Source organism: Rhizobium aethiopicum, from assembly GCF_014197535.1.
In the GTDB taxonomy this organism is placed as follows: Bacteria; Pseudomonadota; Alphaproteobacteria; order Rhizobiales; family Rhizobiaceae; genus Rhizobium; species Rhizobium aethiopicum_A.
The window spans coordinates 32,858-55,761 of the sequence record NZ_JACIFV010000005.1 but is presented as its reverse complement, the minus strand read 5'-3'; the positions used below and the strand labels follow the sequence as shown (position 1 = coordinate 55,761).

Genomic DNA, 22,904 nt, shown 5'->3' with positions numbered 1-22,904 from the left:
GGCAGCGCCATCAAGCCCCTTCGCCCTTGCCGCTCCCCGCCCAATCCGCTAGGACACCGCCACTGTCACAGTCAGCGGAATTCCCGGAAAATGAACGACAAGCAGAAGAAACCGCAAAAGCTCAAGGCCCGCCTGCCGCGCGGCTTCGTCGACCGTGCGGCCGACGATATCCGCGCCGTCAACGAAATGACTGCAAAGATCCGGGAAGTCTATGAGCATTATGGTTTCGATCCTGTCGAAACGCCGCTCTTCGAATATACCGATGCGCTCGGCAAATTCCTGCCCGACAGCGACCGGCCGAACGAAGGTGTCTTCTCGCTGCAGGACGATGACGACCAGTGGATGTCGCTGCGCTATGACCTGACGGCGCCGCTCGCCCGCCATGTCGCCGAGAACTTCAACGAGATCCAGCTTCCCTACCGCACCTATCGCGCCGGTTACGTCTTCCGCAACGAGAAGCCGGGCCCCGGCCGTTTCCGCCAGTTCATGCAGTTCGATGCCGATACCGTCGGCGCGCCGGGCGTCCAGGCCGATGCCGAAATGTGCATGATGATGGCCGATACGCTCGAAGCCCTCGGCATCAAGCGCGGCGACTATGTCATCCGCGTCAACAACCGCAAGGTCCTGGACGGCGTGCTGGAAGCGATCAGCCTCGGCGGCGACGACAAGGCCGGTCAGCGGCTCAATGTGCTGCGCGCTATCGATAAGCTCGACAAGTTCGGCCCGGAAGGTGTCTCGCTGCTGCTCGGTCCCGGCCGCAAGGATGAATCCGGCGACTTCACCAAGGGCGCCGGGCTCGACCAGAAGCAGATCGACAAGGTTCTGTTCTTCGTCGGCATCAGGGATTACGCCGAAAGTGCCGGCCGCCTCGCCGAACTCGTCGCCGGAACGTCGAAGGGCGCCGAAGGCGTCGAGGAGCTGAATTTCATCGGCGCGCTCGTCACGAGCGCCGGTTATGGCTCCGACCGCATCAAGATCGACCCCTCCGTCGTACGCGGCCTCGAATATTATACCGGCCCGGTCTATGAGGCCGAGCTTCTCTTCGACGTCACCAACGAGAAGGGCGAGAAGGTCGTCTTCGGCTCGGTCGGCGGCGGCGGCCGTTATGATGGCCTGGTCTCCCGCTTCATGGGCCAGCCGGTGCCGGCGACGGGCTTTTCGATCGGTGTTTCCAGGCTGATGACGGCATTGAAGAACCTCGGCAAGCTCGGGGCGAGCGCGGTGATCGAGCCGGTGCTGGTGACGGTGATGGACGGCGACGTCGAGGCGATGGGCCGCTACCAGAAGATGACCCAGCAGCTGCGCGCCGCCGGTATCCGCGCCGAGATGTTCCAGGGCAACTGGAAGAAATTCGGCAATCAGCTGAAATATGCCGACCGCCGCGGCTGCCCCATCGCCATCATCCAGGGCGGCGACGAGCGCGCCCAAGGCGTAGTGCAGATCAAGGATCTGGTCGAGGGCAAGCGGCTTTCCGGCGAGATCGAGGACAATGCCAGCTGGCGCGAAGCCCGCGTGGCGCAGGAGACGGTGCCGGAAGCCGATCTCGTCGCCAAGGTGAGGGAAATCCTTGCCGCGCAGGCGGAGGATCGGAAGAGGGCTGACAATGCGCAGTAGACCCCTCCCCAACCCCTCCCCACAGGGGGGAGGGGCTTCAAGTCGCGCCGCTTTGCCCAACTCGACCTTCGCTTTACCGGCGCCGCTTCTGATTTGTTCCAGCGGTCGCCGCGAGTTAGTCCCTCCCCCTTGTGGGGAGGGGTTGGGGAGGGGATTTTTCCCAGGAGCAACCCAATGCCCCTGATCAATCTCCCCGACTTCGCCGGTGAACTTCTTGCCGAATTCACTGCACGTAATGCCGAGCGCATCGACACGCCTGTCATTCAGCCGGCCGAGCCGTTCCTCGACATTGCCGGTGAGGATCTGCGCCGCCGCATCTTCATGACCGAGAGCGAAACCGGCGCCAGCCTCTGCCTGCGCCCGGAATTCACCATCCCTGTCTGCCTGCGCCACATCGAGACGGCGACCGGCACGCCGAAGCGTTACGCCTATCTCGGCGAGGTCTTCCGCCAGCGCCGCGACGGCGCCAATGAATTCTATCAGGCCGGCATCGAGGATCTCGGCGACATCAACATACCGGGCGCCGATGCACGCGCCATCGGCGACGCCACCGGCATTCTCACCCGCCTGCTGCCGGGCCGGCGCTTAGCCGTGACGTTGGGCGATCAGGCGGTGTTCGAGGCGGTCGTTCAGGCGCTCGGCCTGCCGCTCGGCTGGCAGAAGCGGCTGATCCACGCCTTCGGCAATATGACGCAGCTGGAGGCGCTGCTGGCCGGCCTCGTCAGCCCGCAATTCGTTACCGGCCTCGACGACGATATCGCCAGGCTTGTCGCCTCAGGCGACGAGCAGGCGCTGGTCGCCCATATCGAGCACGAGATGCAGGCGACCGGTTATTCCACAAATGCCAGCCGCTCGCCGCTGGAGATCGCCCGGCGCCTCAGGGAAAAGCTCATCCTGTCCGAGACGCGTCTCGACGATGCCGCCTTCCATGTGCTGGAAGAGTTCCTGTCGCTGCATGTGCCGCTCGTCAATGCGTCCGCAGCCCTTGCCGGCTTTGCCGACGCTGCCGGCCTGAAGCTCGGTAATGCGCTGTCGCGCTTCAATGGCCGCGTCGCCGCCCTTGCCGATGCCGGCGTCGATCTGTCCTGCCTGGACTACCGCGCCGCTTTCGGGCGTCCACTCGACTATTACACCGGCCTTGTCTTCGAGGTGACGGTGGAAGGCTCGAGCGCGGTTCTGGCCGGCGGCGGCCGCTTCGACCGGCTGTTGACCTTCCTTGGCGCGACGGATCGCATTCCGGCCGTCGGCTTCTCCTTCTGGCTCGACCGCATCGAAACCGAAAGGGCAGCCGCATGACCATCACCATCGCGCTTCCCTCCAAGGGCCGGATGAAGGACGACGCTTCGGCAATCTTCGAGCGGGCCGGCATGCCGATATCGGCTGTCGGCAACGACCGCTCCTATCGCGGCCGCGTCGAAGGCTGGGACGATGTCGAGGTTGCCTTCCTGTCGGCCTCCGAAATCTCCCGCGAGCTCGGCAACGGCACCGTCGATTTCGGCGTCACCGGCGAGGATCTGATGCGGGAAGGTTTTGCCGAGGTCGACAAGCGTGTCGAATTCTGCGCCCGTCTCGGCTTCGGCCACGCCGATGTTGTCGTCGCGGTGCCCGAGATCTGGCTCGATGTCGACACTATGGCCGATCTCGGCGATGTCGCCGCCGATTTTCGCGCCCGTCACGGCCGGCGCCTGGCGATTGCCACCAAATATTGGCGCCTGACCCAGCAGTTCTTTTCGAGCCAGCACGGCATTCAGCTTTATCGCATCGTCGAAAGCCTCGGCGCCACCGAGGGCGCTCCCGCCTCCGGCTCGGCCGATATCATCGTCGATATCACCTCCACCGGCTCGACGCTGCGCGCCAATCATCTGAAGGTGCTCCAGGATGGCGTCATCCTGCATTCAGAGGCTTGCCTCGTGCGCGCCCGCAAGGAGAGCCACGCGGATGAAGCCGTGGTGCAGGCGATCGTCGACGCGGTGCGCGCCGCACTCTGATCTCCGCCATCAACGCGTAAGAAAACCCGCCGTCAGTTCAATGACGGCGGGTTTTGCATGCTTGGGAGGAGATGGAATTAACGGGCAGCGACGGCCTGCAGACCACGGCGTGCGTCGATCGAATAGGCACCGGCACCGACGGTGGCGAGAAGGATGTAGGCGCCGGCCAGCGTGATGTTCTTCATGACCATGATCTGGTTCAGAATGTTCACGAGTTCCGTGCCGCTTGCGTAGGGCAGGTGGAAGGCAATGCCCGTGAAGACACAGAAGGCGGCGAGCAGCCAGCCGGCGATGCGGACCTGGAAGCCTGTGAGAACCGCAAGGCCGGCCAGCAGTTCGAAGAGGCCTGCGACATAGGCCAACAGGGTTGCTGCCGGCAGGCCGGCACCGGCGATCATGCCCGCTGTACCGGCAGGATCGGTTAGCTTCATGAAGCCGGAGAGGATGAACATGAAAGACAGAAGAATGCGGGCAATCAGGATGATGGCGTTCGACATGGATATTGTCTCCGTTTGAAGGGCTCTGGAGATCTTGGTGCCCCGGCACGCTGTGGATCTCTGATATCCCTATCTCGCCTATTTCTTCTGTAATGGAAAGATAAACAGAAGGGGACAGTTCGTTCAATAATATGGAACGACGCCCTCGCTTGCTTTTCCGGAGTCTGGTCTCCTATGGTCGGCTGATAACATGGAGTCTCTTATGGCAGATCTTTCCGCATTTCCGATCACTACGCGCTGGCCGGCGAAAAACCCCGACATCATCCAGCTTTATTCCCTGCAGACGCCGAACGGGGTGAAGGTATCGGTCGCCCTCGAAGAGCTCGGGCTCCCCTACGAGCCGCACTATATTTCGTTTGCCGCCAACGAGCAGAAGTCGCCGGAATTCGAATCCCTCAATCCGAACGGCCGCATTCCGGCGATCATCGATCCGAACGGGCCTGGGGGAAAGCCGATCGGCCTGTTCGAATCCGGTGCCATCCTGCTCTATCTTGCGGAAAAGACCGGCAAGCTCATCCCTGCCGATGCTGCCGGCCGCTATGAATGCATCCAATGGGTGTTTTTCCAGATGGCTGGCATTGGCCCGATGCTCGGTCAATTCGGCCATTTCTACAAATTCGCCGCCGACAAGGTCGCCAATAATTCCTATCCGGTGGAGCGCTACCGCGATGAATCCAAACGGCTGCTCGGCGTGCTCGAAGGCCGGCTGCAGGGCCGCCAATGGATCATGGGCGATCAATATACGATCGCCGACATCACCACTTTCACCTGGATTCGCGGCGCCGACATCTTCTATGGCGGCCGTGAGATTCTCGAATATGCGAAATTCCCCGCCGTCTCCGATTGGCTGGAGCGCTGCATCGCCCGTCCGGCAAGCGAAAGGGGGCTGAATATTCCGGTTAAGCCGGAGTAACGGAAAGCACAAAGCCGCCCTTGCCGCAGGCCACGGCTGCCGTGAGGCTGCCCCTCACCCTAGCCCTCTCCCCGTAAACGGGGCGAGGGGATGTGTGCAGCACGAGGTGTTGGTGGGAAACGAGAGGCCGCGGCATGGTCCCTTCGCCCCGCAAACGGGGTCCGAAGGACGGGTCGAGACGAGTGGCTCGACCCCGGTCGGTGGCGGCAGCCGGAGGAGGGGCTGATCCGCCCTCGGGAGCGGCCTTTTCATCTTATACTGGCGGTCTTATTGCCGGCGTGTAATCTGCCTTGCGCCTTCGAGCTTGAAGCGGGGAAAGATGAAGACGCCGGTCATGCTGCCGCTGTATTTCTCCTCGAGCCCGTTCGACTCGCCCATGCAGAACAGCGGCTGGCGCAAGCCATTCGGCATGATGATCGTCGTTGAAAAGCAGAAGGAGGAGCAGTGCGTCGCCGCCTGCTCGAACAGTTCCAGCACGCGGGCGCGATCCTTGCTATCGTAGCAGCGGATCAGGTTCAGCAGCCCGCATTCCTCGGCGGTGAGGCCGTGCAGCATCGCGCTCCATTTGCCGAGACGGATAAGCCCGCTCGAAAAATCTCCGGTCCAGCTTTCGGAAACCGACAACTGCGCCAGCATCTGGTGATTTTGATGGTTGTCGTTCAGCGAGCCGGTCATCAAGGATACGGCTGCATTGGCTTTGGCGATTTTAAACAAGGCGTTCCCCAGTTCGGATGCGGCCCTCCGCCGCACACACGTCAAACACAAGAAACAGGATCATGTAGCAGCGGACATTATGTCCGCGCCGGCATTCGCCGCTCATCGCCACAGCCATCGGGCCCCCGAAACGGGGCCTTCAAACCGAACGTTCTGGCGTCGCTTTTTCGCGCTCCGGCCTCGTTTGGGCGAAAATTATCGCCGGGGCGCACGTCAATTGCTGCGCGGATTTATAGGAGCTTTTAAACAAACGGCAACGCCTTTTTCAGAGACGGTTCGGCCGCTATTTTCTAGAGGCTCCCGCATTCCCCTGACCGTTTCGTCAGAAAAGCAGCAAAAATCGCTGTTTTTGGCACTTCTTCACCCGATGCTGCACAGCAGACGACGCCAGGATACCGACCTCCTCCACCCCTTTCGTGGGATTGAAAATAAGCGGTGACGCAAGCCTGACGAAAGCTTCGAGGTCGGCTGACGCGCTGCACGGGATAAAATAGTGCGCAACGGAACGAATCGCAGCGGCAAAAGAAAAGGGCGACCCGAGGGCCGCCCTTCCTGTTTCCGGATGTGCCGGAATGGATGTCAGTGACGGCTTTCGCCTATCACATCATGTCCATACCGCCCATGCCGCCCATGCCGCCCGGCATAGCCGGAGCGTCCTTCTTCGGAAGCTCGGCGATCATGGCTTCGGTGGTGATCAGCAGCGACGCGACGGAAGCGGCATCCTGCAGGGCGGTACGAACGACCTTGACCGGGTCGATGATGCCCATGCCGATCATGTCGCCGTATTCGCCGGTCTGGGCGTTGTAACCCCAGTTGTCCTGATCCTTGTCGAGGATCTTGCCGATGACGATCGAGGCTTCGTCGCCAGCGTTTTCAGCGATCTGGCGGGCCGGAGACTGCAGAGCGCGGCGAACGATGTTGATGCCGGCTTCCTGGTCGTCGTTGACGCCCTTGGCGGTGATCTTGACGGAAGAACGGAGCAGGGCAACGCCGCCGCCCGGTACGATGCCTTCCTGAACGGCAGCGCGCGTCGCGTTGAGGGCGTCGTCGATGCGGTCCTTCTTTTCCTTCACTTCGACTTCCGTCGAACCACCGACGCGGATGACGGCAACGCCGCCAGCGAGCTTGGCAAGACGTTCCTGCAGCTTCTCGCGGTCGTAGTCGGAGGTGGTTTCTTCGATCTGGGCCTTGATCTGGGCAACACGGCCTTCGATGTCGGACTTGGCGCCCGAACCGTCGACGATCGTGGTGTTTTCCTTGGAGATCGAGACCTTCTTGGCACGGCCGAGCATGTCGAGCGTGACGCTCTCGAGCTTGATGCCGAGGTCTTCGGAGATGACGGTGCCGCCGGTCAGAATGGCGATGTCTTCGAGCATGGCCTTGCGGCGGTCGCCGAAACCAGGCGCCTTGACGGCAGCGATCTTGAGGCCGCCACGCAGCTTGTTGACGACGAGGGTCGCAAGGGCTTCGCCTTCGACGTCTTCAGCGATGATGAGGAGCGGCTTGCCGGTCTGGACGACGGCTTCGAGAACCGGCAGCATCGACTGCAGGTTCGACAGCTTCTTCTCGTGGAGGAGAATGAAGACGTCTTCGAGGTCGGCGATCATCTTTTCCGGGTTGGTCACGAAGTAGGGGCTGAGGTAGCCGCGGTCGAACTGCATGCCTTCGACGACTTCGAGTTCGGTTTCGGCGGTCTTGGCTTCTTCAACCGTGATGACGCCTTCGTTGCCGACCTTCTGCATGGCTTCTGCAATGTCGAGACCGACCTGACGTTCGCCGTTTGCGGAGATCGTGCCGACCTGGGCGACTTCTTCCGAGGTGTTGATCTTCTTGGCCTTGGCCTGGAGATCCTTGACGACTTCGGCAACGGCGAGATCGATGCCGCGCTTCAGGTCCATCGGGTTCATGCCGGCAGCAACGGCCTTGGCGCCTTCGCGAACGATCGCCTGGGCAAGGACGGTTGCCGTCGTGGTGCCGTCGCCGGCGATATCGTTGGTCTTCGAAGCAACTTCGCGGACCATCTGGGCGCCCATGTTTTCGAACTTGTCTTCGAGTTCGATTTCCTTGGCGACCGACACGCCGTCCTTGGTGATGCGCGGCGCGCCGAAGGACTTGTCGATGATGACGTTACGGCCCTTCGGGCCGAGCGTGACCTTCACTGCATCGGCGAGAATGTCGACGCCGCGCAGCATCTTTTCGCGCGCGGTGCGGCCAAACTTGATTTCTTTAGCTGCCATGTTTGTGACTCCTGAATTCGATTTGTTCGGGCAAAAGCCCGTCAGTCATTTCGGGAAAGCGGGTCGGCAATCAGCCGATGATGCCCATGATGTCGGCTTCCTTCATGATCAGAAGGTCTTCGCCGTTGATCTTGACTTCAGTGCCGGACCACTTGCCGAACAGGACGCGGTCGCCGGCCTTGACGTCGAGAGCCACGACCTTGCCGGACTCGTCACGAGCGCCGGAACCGACGGCGACGATTTCGCCTTCCTGCGGCTTTTCCTTAGCGGTGTCAGGAATGATGATCCCGCCCTTGGTCTTCTCTTCGGACTCGACGCGACGAACGACGACGCGGTCGTGAAGCGGACGGAAATTGGTGCTTGCCATTGTCTAATCCCTCGATCGAATGACATTCGCGGACCGAGCGGTCCGCATGGATAAGTGTTAGCACTCCTCAATGGTGAGTGCTAGCGCTTGAGCATTTAGGGATGGCTCCGAGAGGAGTCAATGAGAGCAATCACGAATTTTTGTGCCGGAATTGTGAAGAGGCGGCGAATTATGGGAGATTGCCGCCGAAATCTTGTCTCGTCGTTGCGTTTGGCAACGTAGCCGGACCTTGCCGTTCGCTCTGGCCGGGATTGCCGGCGATCTTGTCTGCCAAGGTGAAGAAAATGCCTTGCCATCGCCTTGCGCCTTTGCAATGTCACCGGTGACTGAAGCAAATCGGGAAATCGGAATGGCCAGGCAGATAGAAAATTTCTCGCAGATATCAGCTCACTATGACGTGGTGCTCTGCGATGTCTGGGGCGTCGTTCACAACGGCGTCGATCCGTTTCCGAAGGCCGCTGCCGCCCTTCAGGCTGCGCGCGAGAGCGGCCTTGCCGTCGTCCTCATCACCAATTCGCCGCGCCTTTCCTGGCAGGTGATCGAGCAGCTACGTCATATCGGCGTGCCCGACGGCGCCTATGACAGGATCGTCACCTCAGGGGACGTCACCCGCGGGCTGATTTCCGAAGGGCCGAAGACGGTCTTTCTGCTCGGTCCCGAGCGCGACAAGGCGCTTCTCGAAGGCATCGGCGTCGAGCGCCGGCCGGCGGGCGAAGCGCAATCGCTCGTCTGCACCGGCTTTTTCGACGACGAGACCGAAAAGCCGGAGGATTACACCGACATGCTCCTCGATTTCCAGGCGCGCGACGTGCCGATGATCTGCGCCAATCCCGACCTCGTCGTCGAACGCGGCCATCGCATCATCCCCTGCGCAGGCGCCATGGCCGCCTATTACGAGCAGCTCGGCGGCAAGACCCGCATCGCCGGCAAGCCGCACCGGCCGATCTACGAAGCGACACTTTCGGCCGCCCGCGAGCTTCGCGGCGATTTTTCCATCGACCGCGTGCTGGCGATCGGCGACGGCATGCCGACCGATGTGCGCGGCGCCTTGAATTATGGCCTCGATCTTCTCTACATCAGCGGCGGTATCCACGCTAAGGAATACACCTTGAACGGCGAAACCGACGAGGCGATCCTCAACGCCTATCTCGATCGGGAGAAGGCCACGCCGAAGTGGTGGATGCCGCGCCTTGCATGAAGAGAAGCCAGCCGATGACCGTTTTCCACCGCAATGAAACCCGCGAACCCTTGCCCGCCCATCTGAAGGGCGGGGTCATTGCCATCGGCAATTTCGACGGCGTGCATCGCGGCCATCAGTCGGTGCTGAACCGCGCGCTCGAGATCGCCAAGGCGCGCGGCATTCCTGCCCTGGTGCTGACCTTCGAGCCGCATCCGCGCACGGTGTTCCGGCCGCAGACGCCGGTCTTCCGCCTGACGCCCGCGCCGCTCAAGGCCCGCATCCTGGAAACCCTCGGTTTCAATGCGGTCATCGAATATCCCTTCGACTATGAATTTTCGCAGCGCTCGGCCGACGATTTCATCGATTCGATCCTGAAGGATTGGCTCGCCGCCTCCGAAGTCGTCACCGGCTTCGATTTCCATTTCGGTCGCGGTCGCGAAGGCGGTCCTGCCTTCCTGATGAATGCCGGCCAGACCTATGGTTTCGGCGTCACCCTGATCGACGCCTTCCGCGACGAGAACGCCGACGTCGTCTCTTCGAGCCACATCCGGGCGCTGCTGAAGGACGGTAATGTCAGCGAAGCCGCCGGCATGCTGGGCTACCGCTATACCGTCGAAGCCGAGGTGATCGACGGCGAAAAGCTCGGCCGCCAGCTCGGTTTTCCCACCGCCAACATGCGCCTGCCGCCCGAGGCCGAACTCGCCGCCGGCATCTACGCGGTCCGCTTCCGCCGCCAGGACGGAACGCTCCATGATGCCGTCGCCAGCTACGGCCGCCGGCCGACCGTCACCGAAAACGGCGCGCCGCTGCTCGAAACCTATCTATTCGATTTTCACGGCGATCTCTACGGCCAGCTCTGCGCCGTCTCCTTCTTCGGCTATATCAGGCCTGAACTGAAATTCGACGGCCTCGATCCGCTCGTCGCCCAGATCAAGCGCGACGAGGCAGAGGCGAGGGCGCTGTTGGCGGGCGTCGTGCCGCTCGGCGAACTCGATCGGAAACTGTGTTTCGCCTGAGTTCGTCACAGCTCGGGATATTCCGCATAGGCGGAATCGGCCCTGACCTGGATTGCCCGGCCTGCGATTTCTTCTCTTCCTTTTCCCGGCAAAAACGCCTATGAACCGGCGCTATGACGAAATTTCGGCTGGCGATCACGATACGAATTATCGGCCCGGCCTTCCGCGCGCGCTAAGCGGCCGGGAGGTCCGGGTTTTCGGCGCTTGCGAGCAGGCGCTTCCGCCGCCACCTATTTTCACGTCCGTTGCGCCCCTTTCTGGGCCGCCAAAAACGATTGTCACACATGACCGAAACAGCCGAAAAGATCGATTACTCGAAGACCCTCTATCTGCCTGAAACCGATTTCCCGATGCGCGCCGGTCTGCCGCAGAAGGAGCCGGAGCTCGTTGCCCGCTGGCAGAAGATGGACCTCTACAAGAAACTGCGCGCCTCAGCCGCCGGCCGCGAGAAATTCGTCCTGCATGACGGCCCGCCCTATGCCAATGGCAACATCCATATCGGCCATGCGCTGAACAAGATCCTCAAGGACGTCATCAACCGTTCGTTCCAGATGCGCGGCTATGACGCCAATTATGTGCCCGGCTGGGATTGCCACGGCCTGCCGATCGAATGGAAGATCGAGGAGGAGAACTACCGCGCCAAGGGCAAGGCCAAGCCTGATCTGACCGAGCCGTCGGCGATGATCGAATTTCGCCGCGAATGCCGCGCTTATGCCGAGAAGTGGATCAAGGTCCAGGGCGACGAGTTCCAGCGCCTCGGCATCGTCGGCGACTTCGAAAACCCGTATCTGACGATGAACTTCCATGCGGAAAGCCGCATCGCCGGTGAACTCCTGAAGATCGCTGCAAGCGGCCAGCTCTACCGCGGCTCCAAGCCGATCATGTGGTCGGTCGTCGAGCGCACCGCGCTTGCCGAAGCCGAGGTCGAGTACCACGACTATGAGAGCGACACGATCTGGGTGAAATTCCCGGTCGCGAAAGGGCCTGACGGCGTCAAGGACGCCTTCGTCGTCATCTGGACGACTACGCCATGGACGATCCCCGGCAACCGCGCGATCGCCTATTCCTCACGCGTAGCCTATGGCCTTTACGAAGTCACGGCTGCCGAGAATGATTTTGGCCCGCGTCCGGGCGAGAAGCTTGTTTTCGCCGACAAGTTGGCTGAGGAATCCTTTGCCAAGGCGAAGCTGCAGTACCGGCGCCTAGCCGATGTCACGGCTGCCGATCTCGCCGGCATGGCCTGCGCACATCCGCTCAAGGGCCTGGAAGGCGGTTACGAATTTGTCGTGCCGCTGCTCGAAGGCGACCATGTCACTGACGATGCCGGTACCGGTTTCGTGCACACCGCACCCAGCCACGGCCGCGAAGACTTTGACGTCTGGACGGCGCATGCCCGTGGGATCGAGGCGCGCGGCATCGAGACCAAGATCCCGTTCCCGGTCGATGACGGCGGCTTCTACACCGCTGACGCTCCCGGCCTGGAAGGCGCACGCGTTATCGACGATAATGGCAAGAAGGGCGATGCCAATGATCGCGTCATCAAGGCGCTGATCGAACTTAACGCACTCTTTGCCCGCGGCCGTCTGAAGCATCAGTATCCGCATTCCTGGCGTTCGAAGAAGCCGGTGATCTTCCGCAATACCCCGCAGTGGTTCGTCTATATGGACAAGACCCTGCCGGATGGGACGACGCTGCGCAGCCGGGCCCTCGGCGCGATCGACGACACCCGCTTCGTGCCGGCCGCCGGCCAGAACCGTCTGCGTGCGATGATCGAGCAGCGCCCGGACTGGGTTCTCTCGCGCCAAAGAGCATGGGGTGTGCCGATCTGCGTCTTTGTGGATGAGCAGGGCGAGGTCCTGAAGGACGAGGCCGTCAACCAGCGCATCCTCAATGCCTTCGACGTCGAGGGCGCAGACGCCTGGTTTGCTGAAGGCGCCAAGGAGCGTTTCCTCGGCAACGAGCACGACCCGGCCAAGTGGACGCAGGTCATGGATATCCTCGACGTCTGGTTCGACTCGGGCTCGACGCACACCTTCACGCTGGAAGATCGCCCCGACCTGAAATGGCCGGCCGACCTTTATCTCGAAGGATCCGATCAGCATCGCGGCTGGTTCCATTCCTCGCTGTTGGAATCGGCCGCCACCCGCGGCCGCGCGCCTTATAACGCCGTCCTCACCCATGGTTTCACCATGGACGAGAAGGGCGAGAAGATGTCGAAGTCGAAGGGCAACGTCACCGCCCCGCAGGAAGTGATGAAGGATGCCGGCGCCGATATCCTGCGTCTCTGGGTCATGACTTCGGACTATGCCGATGATCTCCGCGTCGGCAAGACGATCATCCAGACCAATGTCGACGCCTATCGCAAGCTGCGCAACACGATCCGCTGGATGCTCGGAACGCTCGCCCACGACAAGGGCGAGGTCATTGCGCTTGCCGATCTGCCGGAGCTGGAGCAGCTGATGCTGCACCGTCTCTCCGAGCTCGATCAGCTCGTGCGCGAAAATTATGACGCCTTCGACTTCAAGAAGATCGCCCGCGCATTGATCGACTTTGCCAATATCGAGCTCTCGGCCTTCTACTTCGACGTTCGCAAGGATGCGCTCTATTGCGATGCGCCCTCCAGCATGCGCCGCCGCTCGGCGCTCTATGTCATCCGCATGATCTTCGATTGCGTGGTGACCTGGCTTGCGCCGATGCTGCCGTTTACGACGGAAGAGGCATGGCTCTCGCGCAATCCCTCGGCCGTCTCGGTGCATCTGGAGCAGTTCGCCCCGGTCGCAAAGGAATGGCGCAACGATGCGCTGGCCGAAAAGTGGAGGAAGATCCGCGCGATCCGCAGCGTCGTCACCGGCGCGCTTGAAATCGAGCGCAAGGACAAGCGCATCGGTTCCTCGCTCGAGGCGGCTCCGGTCGTGCATGTCGCCGATGCGGCGCTTCGCAAGGCGCTCGAGGGCCAGGATTTCAGCGAAGTCTGCATCACCTCTGGCATCACGATCAAGACGGATGCCGGCCCGGCCGATGCCTTCCGCCTGGCCGAGGTGCCTGACGTCGCCGTCGTGCCGAAGCTTGCCGAAGGCGTCAAATGCGCCCGTTCCTGGCGCATCACCACCGATGTCGGTTCCGATCCGGATTATCCCGACGTCTCGGCGCGCGACGCCGCCGCCTTGCGCGAACTCGGCATCCGCGCCTGAAGATATTTGCCGGGTGAATTGCCATTGCGGCGTTCATCCGGTAAAAGCTGCCTGAAAATGGCCGGATTTTTGCGTCAGGGGGACGGTTGTCCGGTAGGGCGACGATTGCACCGGTGGCTGGAAGGGTTTTCATGTTCGCAACGCATTGGTTCCGTGTAGGCGCCTGCCTGTCTGTTGTCATGGCGGGATGCTCCCTTGTGTCCGGCTGCGCCAGCAGCCCGACCTACGGCACCGACAAGACAGCCATGGAGCAGCTGACCGACGATCTCGGCCAGTCCGTATCGCTGACCGGACCGGAACCGAAGAATAAGGGCGTCAAATATACGCCGCGTCCGACGCTGGTGCTGCCGGCCGAGGGCCAGCGCGAAACCCTCATCGCGCCGCAGCCGACGGTGGCCAACAAGGACAATCCGCAATGGCTTGAATCGCCCGAGGAGACGCGCGCCCGCCTCGTTTCCGAGGCTGACGCCAATTCGGACAATCCGAATTACCGCTCGCCGCTGGCAAGCTCCGCCATCGAAGGCGGCCGGCGCACGACCGAAGCCCAGACCCAGGCCTATCGCGAGGCCCGCGCCCTGCAGAAGGGCTCCTATGTCGATCAGCGCCGCTATATTTCCGATCCGCCGCCCGGTTACCGCACCGTCGACGACCCGGCAAAGCTCGACGACGTCGGCGAGCCCGAGCTCAAGAAGCAGAAGAAGCGCAAGAAGGATGCGGCGATCGCCAATTCCGGCAAGCAATGGTGGAACTTCCTGCAGTAGCGGTCGTTCTCGCCACGCGGATTTGCCCCCTCACCCTAACCCTCTCCCCGCTCGCGGGGCGAGGGGACGAGGCAAACGGAGCGTCAGGATTGAGGAAGCCGGTGCGGCATATCCCCTTCGCCCCGCGCGCGGGGAGAAGGTGGCGGCAGCCGGATGAGGGGCTTGTATCGGCGATCTCCTGCCGGGATATCTCAAGATTACATTGAATCTGTTGCTCATCAGCCGGACAGTACCAGCGCGCGACCAATGATAACGGCATACACGGACGTGGGGACTACGGCGCCTCTCTCCGTACCGCAAAGAACCTTCGCAAAATCTCGGCCGACTGCACCTCGTTGATGCCGGAATAGACCTCGGGCGCGTGATGGCAGGTCGGTTGCGTATAGAATCGCACGCCGTGGTCGACGGCGCCGCCCTTCGGATCCTCGGCGCCGTAATAGAGCCGGCGGATGCGCGCAAACGAGATGGCTGCCGCGCACATGGTGCAAGGCTCGAGCGTCACATAGAGATCAGCGCCGACAAGGCGTTCCTGCCCAAGCGCCTCGCAGGCCAGCCGGATTGCGGCGATTTCGGCGTGCGCGGTGACGTCTTTGAGCTCGCGCGTGCGATTTCCCGAGCGTGAAACGGCAATATCGTCGACAACGATGACCGCGCCGATCGGCACTTCGCCGCGTTCTCCGGCGGCGCGCGCTTCTTCAAGCGCCATCTCCATGAAACGATTTGTCTTCACGATCGCACGAATTTCCACTTAACCGCAGATGCGTGACCTGATAGACAGGCCCAAAAGGCAGGCAAACAGCAAATGACACCCAAAGACAAGCCAAAACGCCCGGGCGCGAAGCCCCTTTCACGGGATATCAGGCCGAAGGCCGGTCCGAAGGCGGGCGGCGCGAAGCCGGCGAAGGCTGCAGCCGCGCGTCCGGCGGCCGAAACCGACAGCGACACCAAGGCCGAACGCATTTCCAAGGTGATGGCGCGCGCAGGCGTCGCCTCCCGCCGCGACATCGAGCGCATGATCATGGAAGGCCGTGTGACGCTGAACGGCACGGTTCTCGAAACCCCCGTCGTCAACGTCACGCTTGCCGACCGTATCGAGGTCGACGGCGTGCCGATCCGCGGCATCGAGCGCACCAGGCTCTGGCTCTATCACAAGCCGGCAGGCCTGGTGACCACCAATGCCGATCCGGAAGGCCGTGCGACCGTCTTCGACAATCTGCCGGAAGAGCTACCGCGCGTTATGTCGATCGGCCGTCTCGACATCAACACCGAAGGCCTGCTGCTGCTCACCAATGACGGCGGTCTCGCCCGCGCCCTCGAACTGCCGGCGACCGGTTGGCTCCGGCGCTACCGCGTCCGCGCCCATGGTGAGATCGACCAGGAAGCGCTCGACAAGCTGAAGGACGGCATTGCCGTCGACGGCGTGCTCTACGGTTCGATCGAGGCGACGCTCGACCGCACGCAGGGCTCGAACGTCTGGATCACCATGGGCCTTCGCGAAGGCAAGAACCGAGAAATCAAGAACGTGCTCGGCGCTCTCGGCCTCGACGTCAACCGTCTGATCCGCATATCCTACGGCCCGTTCCAGCTCGGCGACTTGCCGGAAGGCCATGTCATCGAAGTGCGCGGCCGCACGCTTCGCGACCAGCTCGGGCCGCGCCTGATCGAGGAAGCCAAGGCGAATTTCGACGCGCCGATTTACAATGCGCCCGCCGTTGCCGCCGAGGAAGAAGCTGAACCCGCAGCCCCGGAAAAGCGCGAACAGCGTCCACGCCGCGACGAGGACAAGCGCGAACGGGCGCTGAGCCGCCTTGACACCAAGCGCGACGATCGTCGCGGTGGCGGGCGTAGAGATGATGACCGCCGCGATGGCCGCCGCTTCGACGATGACAAGCCGAAACGTCCCCAGCCGCTCGGCCCGCGCCGCAGCGCCAATGTCTGGATGGCGCCGGGCGCCCGGCCGCTCGGCGAAAAGGCTGCGGCGAAAGCCGCCAAGAATGAGCAGACCGCGCGCCGGCGCGGCGAGCAGACGCCGGCAAAGGGCACCGGTTTTCACCATATCGAGGATCGCCCGCGCACGCAGATCAATCGTGTGCGCGAGGAGGACGGCGAATGGATCCGCTCGAGCGAGCAGCCCCACCGCAAGGATGAGGGCGAAAGCCGCGGCCACAAGCGCTCGTTCGGCGATCGCCCGGCCCGCGAAGACCGCGGTTATGGCGACCGCCCGGCGCGTGGCGAAGGCCGTGCGGAGCGTTCGCGTGGCGACCGGCCTTTCGGCGACAAGCCGCGCGGCGACCGCAGGCCGCGTGCCGATGGTGATGAGCGTCCTCGCGCCGCCAGAGCCTCCACCGGCGAGGGCCGTTCTGAGCGTCCGCGCAGCGACCGCCCGTTCGGCGATCGTCCGTCGCGTGGCGATCGACCTTTCGCCGGCAAGCCGCGTGGCGATCGCAAGCCGCGTGAGGAGGGTGACGAGCGCCCGCGGACAGCCAGAAGCTTTGCCGGCGAGGGGCGCAGCGACCGCCCGCGCGGCGAACGGTCGTTCGGCGACAAGGCCCCGGGCGAGAAGCCGCGCGGCAAGAGCTTTGGCGCCAAGCCCGGTGGGCCCAAGAATTTTTCCGGCAAACCGAAGAGTGGCAAGCCGGGCGGTGACAGGCCGGGCGGCGATAGGCCCGCTGGCGGCCCGTCCAGAGGTGGTGCGAGAGGAAAGGGAATGACGCGCGGTGCGGATCGTCGGCGGTGAGTTTCGCGGACGGCCTCTCGCCGTGCCAAAATCCAACGACATCCGGCCGACTGCCGACCGGACGCGCGAGAGCCTGTTCAATATATTGAGCCACGCCTATCCGGAATGCGTCGACGGCACCCGGATCCTTGATCTTTTTGCCGGAACCGGCGCCGTCGGCCTCGAAGCTGTCTCGCGCGGCTGTCGTCATGCGCTCTTCGTCGAAAACAGCGTCGAGGGCAGGGCGCTGCTCTGGGAAAACATCGATGCGCTCGGCCTGCACGGCCGCACCCGCATCCTGCGCCGCGATGCGACCGATCTCGGCAGCGTCGGCAATCTCGAGCCTTTCGATGTGCTCTTTGCCGACCCGCCCTATGGCAAGGGCCTCGGCGAAAAGGCGATGGCGGCGGCTGCGGTTGGCGGCTGGCTGCGGCCGGGCGCGATCGCGGTGCTCGAAGAACGCGCCGATATTGTCGTTTCGGTCCACCCTTCCTATGTTTTCCTCGAAAGCCGCATCTTTGGCGATACGAGGGTGCATTTCTTCCGATATCAGCCGCAATAGGCGCAGGGGCGGGGCGTGCAGCAGGCAGAGATCATCAGCCCGAAACTGCCTGCGATCAGCGATTTGCCGACGGTCGCTGTCGCCTTCGGCGGCGGCGGCGCGCGCGGCCTGTCCCATATCCATATCATCGAAACCCTCGACGAACTCGGCATCCGCCCTGTGGCGATTGCGGGTTCGTCGATCGGCGCCATCATGGGAGCCGGCATGGCCGCCGGCATGTCCGGCGCCGAAATCCGCGAACATGCGCTGGCAACCGTCGGCAACAAGACGGCCGTCGTCGCCCGCATCTGGGGGATGAGGCCGACAACGGTGCGCGATGCCGTGGCTAAAGGCATTCGCATCGGCCAGTTCAATCTGGAACGGATCCTCAAAGCCTTCCTGCCGTCCGAACTGCCCGCCCGCTTTGGCGATCTGCTGGTGCCAATGAAGGTGATCACCACAGATTATTACGGCCAGAACGAGGTCATCATCGAAGAGGGCGAGCTGTTTCCGGCACTCGCCGCCTCTTCCTCCATCCCCGCCGTTTTCATGCCGGTGCGCCTGCGCGGCCGCGTGATGATCGATGGCGGCATCAGCAATCCGGTGCCTTATGAATGCCTGATGGATCTTGCCGACATCGTCGTCGGCATCGACGTCGTCGGCGCCCCGGAAGGCGACGGCACCCATATCCCGAACCGCATGGAAAGCATCTTCGGTTCCGGTCAACTGATGATGCAGACGGCGATCTCGCTGAAGCTAAAGCTTTGCCAGCCGCACATCTTCCTACGCCCGACGGTCGGCCGCACCGGGGTCATGGACTTCCTCAAGGCTCGCGAAGTGCTGGCGATGTCGGTCGGCGTCAAGGACGACCTGAAATTCGCTCTCGACCGCGAAATCGAAGCGCGGCTAAAGCGCTAACGTCCCTTGCACCGGAACCGCTGCACAGGTCCGGGCGACGTGCATGAGGGGTTCGGCCATCATCGCCTCAGCAACGAGTTCGGCATCGTCATTGTCGATTTCGAAGAGACCGAAGCGCAGTCGATAGCCCCAGCCGCCCCGATCGTTTGTGAACGACAGGCGACCGAGCAGTGGCCGGATCGGCGTTTCCGTCGCCCGCCACCACGCGACATCCCGCCTCCAGGGGCGGAAGCCGGGGTGAGCCTCCACCTGATATGCCGCCGTTTCCTCGATCATGCCAATGGCCGTGAACGCCTGCAGGCGATCCTTGCCGCCAAAGGTTTCGGTCGGCGAATAGTAAATCACGCGGTCGCCTGGCGCGCTGCGCCTGAGTGGAGCGGCCTTGCCGTGACAGACTTGCATGAACCCGGATGCGCGTCCGATACGGACATGGTTTGCTGATGCGACAGCGATCCAGCTGCGGGACATATTCAGTCCTCCGCCACATTGTAGACGCGCAAGCGATGGCCGTCGGGATCGGCAGCAACAAAGCTACGGCCGAAATCGAGGTCGGTCGGCGGCAGGAGGATCGCCGCGCTCTTGCCCTGCCATTCGGCGTGGAGCCTATCGACCATGTCTGCTGTCGCGACCTTGAAACCGACCTCGCAGCCGCCGCCCGCAGCAGCCGGCGCCGGCTCGACGCCCGCCTTGCCCCACAGTCCGAGCGCCAGGCCCGAAGGCAGAATGAACATTGCGAAGGTCGGGCTGGCCTCCACGGGATCCTGCCCGAGCAGCCGCGCATAAAAGCTGGCGCTCTTCTGCGCGTCGGTTACGAAAAGCAGAATGCTGTTGCTGTCGATCATGTTAGCCTCCTGTGTGTGTCGGTCAGGAGGACCTTAGAGAGGCATGCTGACAGATTCTGGCAGTAGCCTCTGCGCCCTTACGCTCGGCGACCCGCTCGAGCGTCGCGCTTGCAGAAACTGATTTATGCGTCCGCCGTCGCATCGGCGATTCCCGCCAGCGGATCATCCTCGAAAGGATCGGCGGCACGCTTCGGCTTGACTAGCGGTTCGGGACGCACCGGATGGGAAAACAGCATGTCGCGCCCCGCCTGCAGCCCCTCGGAAACCTGCAGCACCAGCCGCGCCTCGTCGCGCTTGCGGATATCCTCGCCGATTTCATAGGCATCGACCTCCGAGACGCCGAGCGCCTCCAGCGTCCGCCGTCCGAACAGCAGGCCCGATTCCAGCGTTTCGCGCAGCTCGTAATCAATCCCCTTGTTGCGCAGTTCGATCGAATGGATGCGGTCATAGGAGCGTACGTAGAGGCGCGTGTGCGGATAGTCGGCCTGCACCAGTTCGACCACCTTGTCGGTGATCTCCTTCTTCTGCGTGCAGACGAGCACGATCTTCGTCCGGTCAATGCCGGCCGAGCGCAGCACGTCCTTGCGGGTGCCGTCGCCGAAATAGATGCGGAAGCCGAAGGAGGAGGCCTGGCGGATGCGGTCGGCGGAAAAGTCGATGACGGTGACGCTGCGCCCGCCGGCAAGCAGGATCTGGGCGGCGATCTGGCCGAAGCGCGAGAAGCCGACCATCAGCACGTCGGCGCCGGCACCCTCGAAATCCTCGTCCAGTTCCTCCTGTTCATCGCCATTGAGCAGCCGCTTCGACAGCGCCGCGCCGATCGGCGTCAGCGCCATGGACAGCGTGACGATCGCCACCAGCAGCGATGCGGTGCTCGTCGACATCAATCCGACGGCGCCCGCGGTGGTAAAGAGTACGAAGCCGAATTCGCCGCCCTGCGGCAACAGGAAGGCGATGCGGATCGCGTCATTGTGCGGCGATCCTGACATCCGGCAGAGCCCGTAGATAATGATCGCCTTGACGGCCATGACGATCGGCACGATGACGATGACGAAAAGCGCGTTGTCGATGAGGACGCCGAGCTGCAGCGACAGGCCGACGGCGATGAAGAAGATGGCGAGCAGCACGCCGCGGAAAGGCTCGATATCGGCCTCCAGCTCATGCCGGTAGGAGGATTCGGCCAGCATCACCCCGGACAGGAAGGCGCCCATCGCCATCGACAGTCCGGCAAGCTGCATCAGGCTTGCCGATCCCATCACGACGAAGAGCGCCGCCGCGATCATCGCCTCGCGCGCGCCGGTGCGGGCGATGATCTGGAAGAGCGGCGTCAGCAGATAGCGCCCCATGACGATCATCGCCGCCACGGCGCCGACGGCCACGGCAAAATCGGTGAGCGGCATATTGCTGCCCTTGCCGCTGCCGTCAAGAACGGTGATCAGCGCCAAGAGCGGCACGATCGCCAAGTCCTGGAACAGCAGCATCGAGAAGGAACGCTGCCCGTATCTCGTATTGACATCGCCGTCGCCTTCGAGGATCTGCATGGCGAAGGCGGTCGAGGACAGCGCCAGGCCGAAGCCGGCGACGATGCTGCCGCGCCAATCGAGAACTTCGGAAAACCAGGCGAGCGCCGTCAGCGCCAGCCCTGTCACCACCACCTGCGCCGTGCCGAGGCCGAAGATGTCGCGGCGCATCTGCCAGAGCCGGCTTGGCTTCAGCTCCAGCCCGATGATGAAGAGCAGGAAGACGACGCCGAGCTCGGCGACGGCAAGGATCTGTTCGCCATCGGTGATGCCGTGGAAGACCGGGCCGATGACGATGCCGGCGGCGAGGTAACCGAGCACCGTGCCGAGCCCGAGCTTCTTGAAGATCGGAGCGGCGACCACCGCGCCGCCGAGCAGCAGGACCGTTTCAGAAAAAAGGTCGTTGGGCGCTGACATGCTGGCAATTTCTCTCGACGGCGGGAAACATCCGGGCAGCCCTAACAAAGAATCGGCGGCGGCGGCCTTGATGCCAGGGAGAGTGCACAATAAATGGAAGCCGAAGGAAAGGCCAAATCATGTCTTCTGAAATCGATTCCTCGACACTTCTTTCCCGCGCAAGTCAATTGATCGATCTGGCAAGGAAGGCAGGAGCCGACGCTGCCGACGCCGTCGTCGTCCGCTCTCGCTCGCAATCGGTCAGCGTCCGGCTTGGCAAGGTCGAGGGAACGGAATCGTCGGAAAGCGATGATTTTTCGCTGCGCGTCTTCATCGGCAAACGCGTCGCCAGCGTTTCGGCCAATCCGGGCTTCGATCTCCAGGCGCTGGCCGAACGTGCCGTCGCCATGGCCAAGGTTTCCCCGGAAGACCCGTACGCGTGCCTGGCGGACGAGGTGAACCTTGCCAAGTCCTATCCCGACCTGCAATTGCTCGATACCACGGAGGTTTCCTCCGAGATGCTGCGCGAGGCGGCTCTTGCCGCCGAAACGGCCGCCCTAGCGGTTAAGGGCGTCACCAATTCCTCCGGCGCCGGCGCGTCGGCCGGCATGGGCGGCCTCGTTCTCGCCACGTCGCACGGTTTCGAAGGCAGCTACATGGCCTCCCGTTTCGGCAACTCCGTCAGCGTCATCGCAGGCGAAGGCACCGGCATGGAGCGCGACTATGATTTCGACAGCCGGCTTTATTACGCCGAGCTCGACGATCCCGCCGAAATCGGCCGCCGCGCCGGCGAGCGGGTGGTCAAGCGCGTCAATCCGCGCCAGGTGCCGACCGGCAAGAACGTCACCGTCGTCTTCGATCCGCGCGTCGCCCGCGGTTTTGTCGGCCATATCGCCGGGGCGATCAACGGTGCCGCCGTCGCCCGAAAGACCAGCTTCCTGCGTGACAGGATGGGTCAGCAGGTGCTGAAGTCGGGCCTGTCGATCACCGACGATCCGCTGATCGTGCGCGGGCCTTCCTCGCGTCCCTTCGATGGTGAGGGCGTGTCCGGCGAGCGGCTTGTCATGATCGAAGACGGTGTCCTGAAGCACTGGTTCCTCTCGACCTCGACGGCCCGCGAACTCGGCCTCGAGACCAATGGCCGCGGCGTGCGTGGCGGCAGCGCCGTCACGCCGTCTTCCACCAATCTTGCCCTGGAGCCGGGCGAGATCTCGCCGGAGGAGCTGATCCACAGCATCGGCAACGGTTTTTACGTCACCGAATTGATCGGCCACGGCGTCAACATGATCACCGGCGAATATAGCCGCGGCGCCACCGGCTTCTGGATCGAGAACGGCGAACTCACTTTCCCGGTGTCCGAGGTGACGATCGCCTCGAATCTCAAGGACATGTTCATGCGCCTGACGCCGGCAAACGACATCGACCGCAAGTTCGGCGTCGCGGCTCCGACCTTCGCGATCGAAGGCATGACGCTCGCCGGCCAATGAGAAACG

General features: G+C 63.0%; 21 protein-coding genes. 13 read left to right on the top strand and 8 right to left on the bottom strand.

Going from position 1 to position 22,904, the window contains the following annotated elements; all coding sequences use genetic code 11:
* Positions 1-90: 90 nt before the first annotated feature.
* The 3 genes from hisS (at position 91) to hisG (ending at position 3,602) form a co-directional block, all read left to right on the top strand.
* Positions 91-1,614, top strand: coding sequence for a histidine--tRNA ligase (gene hisS / locus GGD53_RS09360; protein WP_184455212.1), 1,524 nt, complete (start codon positions 91-93; stop codon positions 1,612-1,614).
* Between the two features lie 174 nt (positions 1,615-1,788).
* Complete coding sequence (locus GGD53_RS09355) at positions 1,789-2,910, top strand: ATP phosphoribosyltransferase regulatory subunit (protein ID WP_184455209.1); 1,122 nt, start codon at positions 1,789-1,791, stop codon at positions 2,908-2,910.
* Positions 2,907-3,602, top strand: coding sequence for an ATP phosphoribosyltransferase (gene hisG, locus GGD53_RS09350; RefSeq protein WP_184455207.1), 696 nt, complete (start codon positions 2,907-2,909; stop codon positions 3,600-3,602). The genes GGD53_RS09355 and hisG overlap by 4 nt, the downstream gene beginning before the upstream one ends.
* 77 nt (positions 3,603-3,679) lie before the next feature.
* On the opposite strand, the gene GGD53_RS09345 is transcribed toward hisG, so the two are convergent.
* A complete protein-coding gene (locus GGD53_RS09345; RefSeq protein WP_184455205.1) occupies positions 3,680-4,099 on the bottom strand; it encodes a DoxX family protein in 420 nt (139 codons plus the stop codon).
* A gap of 202 nt (positions 4,100-4,301) precedes the next feature.
* Here GGD53_RS09345 and GGD53_RS09340 point away from each other — a divergent pair, with 202 nt between their 5' ends.
* Positions 4,302-5,012, top strand: a complete 711-nt coding sequence (locus GGD53_RS09340; RefSeq protein ID WP_184455203.1) for a glutathione binding-like protein — start codon at positions 4,302-4,304, stop codon at positions 5,010-5,012.
* A 267-nt stretch (positions 5,013-5,279) separates the two neighbouring features.
* Here the strand turns inward: GGD53_RS09340 and GGD53_RS09335 are convergent, their stop codons facing one another.
* Positions 5,280-5,726 carry a hypothetical protein gene (locus tag GGD53_RS09335; RefSeq protein ID WP_184455201.1) on the bottom strand — a complete coding sequence of 149 codons (447 nt, stop codon included), beginning with the start codon at positions 5,724-5,726 and terminating at the stop codon, positions 5,280-5,282.
* Between GGD53_RS09335 and GGD53_RS09330 the strand changes: the two genes are divergently transcribed.
* The gene (locus tag GGD53_RS09330) at positions 5,665-6,165 is read left to right on the top strand and encodes a hypothetical protein (RefSeq protein ID WP_184455713.1); all 501 of its coding nucleotides are present in this window, start codon (positions 5,665-5,667) and stop codon (positions 6,163-6,165) included. The two genes, GGD53_RS09335 and GGD53_RS09330, sit on opposite strands and share 62 nt — an antisense overlap.
* Before the next feature lie 160 nt (positions 6,166-6,325).
* On the opposite strand, the gene groL is transcribed toward GGD53_RS09330, so the two are convergent.
* On the bottom strand, positions 6,326-7,963 hold the full coding sequence (groL, locus tag GGD53_RS09325) for a chaperonin GroEL (RefSeq protein ID WP_184455199.1): 1,638 nt from the start codon (positions 7,961-7,963) through the stop codon (positions 6,326-6,328).
* 70 nt (positions 7,964-8,033) lie between these two features.
* Positions 8,034-8,330, bottom strand: a complete 297-nt coding sequence (gene groES / locus GGD53_RS09320) for a co-chaperone GroES (protein WP_004675403.1) — start codon at positions 8,328-8,330, stop codon at positions 8,034-8,036.
* Between the two features lie 349 nt (positions 8,331-8,679).
* On the opposite strand from groES, the gene GGD53_RS09315 reads away from it, so the two are divergent.
* From GGD53_RS09315 to GGD53_RS09300, 4 genes are all read left to right on the top strand, one after another.
* Positions 8,680-9,528 carry a TIGR01459 family HAD-type hydrolase gene (locus tag GGD53_RS09315; RefSeq protein ID WP_184455197.1) on the top strand — a complete coding sequence of 283 codons (849 nt, stop codon included), beginning with the start codon at positions 8,680-8,682 and terminating at the stop codon, positions 9,526-9,528.
* Positions 9,529-9,542: 14 nt separating this feature from the next.
* Positions 9,543-10,526, top strand: a complete 984-nt coding sequence (locus tag GGD53_RS09310) for a bifunctional riboflavin kinase/FAD synthetase (RefSeq protein ID WP_184455195.1) — start codon at positions 9,543-9,545, stop codon at positions 10,524-10,526.
* 284 nt (positions 10,527-10,810) lie between these two features.
* Positions 10,811-13,717: an isoleucine--tRNA ligase gene (gene ileS, locus GGD53_RS09305; protein WP_184455193.1), complete on the top strand. Its 2,907-nt coding sequence runs from the start codon at positions 10,811-10,813 to the stop codon at positions 13,715-13,717.
* A gap of 131 nt (positions 13,718-13,848) precedes the next feature.
* Positions 13,849-14,478, top strand: a complete 630-nt coding sequence (locus GGD53_RS09300; protein ID WP_064800815.1) for a hypothetical protein — start codon at positions 13,849-13,851, stop codon at positions 14,476-14,478.
* 274 nt (positions 14,479-14,752) lie between these two features.
* Here the strand turns inward: GGD53_RS09300 and GGD53_RS09295 are convergent, their stop codons facing one another.
* A complete protein-coding gene (locus tag GGD53_RS09295; RefSeq protein WP_184455677.1) occupies positions 14,753-15,190 on the bottom strand; it encodes a nucleoside deaminase in 438 nt (145 codons plus the stop codon).
* Positions 15,191-15,280: 90 nt separating this feature from the next.
* On the opposite strand from GGD53_RS09295, the gene GGD53_RS09290 reads away from it, so the two are divergent.
* Genes GGD53_RS09290 through GGD53_RS09280 form a run of 3 tightly spaced genes read left to right on the top strand, consistent with a single transcriptional unit; the run spans position 15,281 to position 18,653 of the window.
* Positions 15,281-17,215 carry a pseudouridine synthase gene (locus GGD53_RS09290; protein ID WP_184455191.1) on the top strand — a complete coding sequence of 645 codons (1,935 nt, stop codon included), beginning with the start codon at positions 15,281-15,283 and terminating at the stop codon, positions 17,213-17,215.
* Positions 17,196-17,756: a 16S rRNA (guanine(966)-N(2))-methyltransferase RsmD gene (rsmD, locus tag GGD53_RS09285; RefSeq protein ID WP_088396576.1), complete on the top strand. Its 561-nt coding sequence runs from the start codon at positions 17,196-17,198 to the stop codon at positions 17,754-17,756. Before GGD53_RS09290 ends, rsmD begins: the two co-directional genes overlap by 20 nt.
* A 15-nt stretch (positions 17,757-17,771) precedes the next feature.
* Positions 17,772-18,653 carry a patatin-like phospholipase family protein gene (locus GGD53_RS09280; protein ID WP_184455189.1) on the top strand — a complete coding sequence of 294 codons (882 nt, stop codon included), beginning with the start codon at positions 17,772-17,774 and terminating at the stop codon, positions 18,651-18,653.
* Here the strand turns inward: GGD53_RS09280 and GGD53_RS09275 are convergent.
* From GGD53_RS09275 to GGD53_RS09265, 3 genes are all read right to left on the bottom strand, one after another.
* Entirely contained in the window at positions 18,642-19,121 is a 480-nt protein-coding gene (locus GGD53_RS09275; RefSeq protein ID WP_184455187.1) for an EVE domain-containing protein, read from the bottom strand. The genes GGD53_RS09280 and GGD53_RS09275 overlap by 12 nt on opposite strands.
* Positions 19,122-19,123: 2 nt before the next feature.
* Positions 19,124-19,495, bottom strand: coding sequence for a VOC family protein (locus tag GGD53_RS09270; RefSeq protein WP_184455186.1), 372 nt, complete (start codon positions 19,493-19,495; stop codon positions 19,124-19,126).
* Between the two features lie 122 nt (positions 19,496-19,617).
* Positions 19,618-21,432 (bottom strand): monovalent cation:proton antiporter-2 (CPA2) family protein, encoded by a 1,815-nt coding sequence (locus tag GGD53_RS09265; RefSeq protein ID WP_184455184.1) that lies wholly within the window; start codon positions 21,430-21,432, stop codon positions 19,618-19,620.
* 119 nt (positions 21,433-21,551) lie between these two features.
* On the opposite strand from GGD53_RS09265, the gene GGD53_RS09260 reads away from it, so the two are divergent.
* Entirely contained in the window at positions 21,552-22,898 is a 1,347-nt protein-coding gene (locus GGD53_RS09260) for a TldD/PmbA family protein (protein WP_184455182.1), read from the top strand.
* The last annotated feature ends 6 nt before the right edge of the window (positions 22,899-22,904 follow it).

Bases quoted from the DNA above. Each gene is read 5' to 3' on its own strand.
- GGD53_RS09275 (WP_184455187.1), bottom strand. From the start codon at position 19,121: ATGTCCCGCAGCTGGATCGCTGTCGCATCAGCAAACCATGTCCGTATC.
- GGD53_RS09260 (WP_184455182.1), top strand. From the start codon at position 21,552: ATGTCTTCTGAAATCGATTCCTCGACACTTCTTTCCCGCGCAAGTCAA.
- GGD53_RS09270 (WP_184455186.1), bottom strand. From the start codon at position 19,495: ATGATCGACAGCAACAGCATTCTGCTTTTCGTAACCGACGCGCAGAAG.
- GGD53_RS09340 (WP_184455203.1), top strand. From the start codon at position 4,302: ATGGCAGATCTTTCCGCATTTCCGATCACTACGCGCTGGCCGGCGAAA.
- hisS (WP_184455212.1), top strand. From the start codon at position 91: ATGAACGACAAGCAGAAGAAACCGCAAAAGCTCAAGGCCCGCCTGCCG.
- GGD53_RS09345 (WP_184455205.1), bottom strand. From the start codon at position 4,099: ATGTCGAACGCCATCATCCTGATTGCCCGCATTCTTCTGTCTTTCATG.
- GGD53_RS09265 (WP_184455184.1), bottom strand. From the start codon at position 21,432: ATGTCAGCGCCCAACGACCTTTTTTCTGAAACGGTCCTGCTGCTCGGC.
- GGD53_RS09355 (WP_184455209.1), top strand. From the start codon at position 1,789: ATGCCCCTGATCAATCTCCCCGACTTCGCCGGTGAACTTCTTGCCGAA.
- GGD53_RS09300 (WP_064800815.1), top strand. From the start codon at position 13,849: ATGTTCGCAACGCATTGGTTCCGTGTAGGCGCCTGCCTGTCTGTTGTC.
- ileS (WP_184455193.1), top strand. From the start codon at position 10,811: ATGACCGAAACAGCCGAAAAGATCGATTACTCGAAGACCCTCTATCTG.
- groES (WP_004675403.1), bottom strand. From the start codon at position 8,330: ATGGCAAGCACCAATTTCCGTCCGCTTCACGACCGCGTCGTCGTTCGT.
- hisG (WP_184455207.1), top strand. From the start codon at position 2,907: ATGACCATCACCATCGCGCTTCCCTCCAAGGGCCGGATGAAGGACGAC.
- GGD53_RS09295 (WP_184455677.1), bottom strand. From the start codon at position 15,190: ATGGAGATGGCGCTTGAAGAAGCGCGCGCCGCCGGAGAACGCGGCGAA.
- groL (WP_184455199.1), bottom strand. From the start codon at position 7,963: ATGGCAGCTAAAGAAATCAAGTTTGGCCGCACCGCGCGCGAAAAGATG.
- GGD53_RS09310 (WP_184455195.1), top strand. From the start codon at position 9,543: ATGACCGTTTTCCACCGCAATGAAACCCGCGAACCCTTGCCCGCCCAT.
- GGD53_RS09290 (WP_184455191.1), top strand. From the start codon at position 15,281: ATGACACCCAAAGACAAGCCAAAACGCCCGGGCGCGAAGCCCCTTTCA.
- GGD53_RS09315 (WP_184455197.1), top strand. From the start codon at position 8,680: ATGGCCAGGCAGATAGAAAATTTCTCGCAGATATCAGCTCACTATGAC.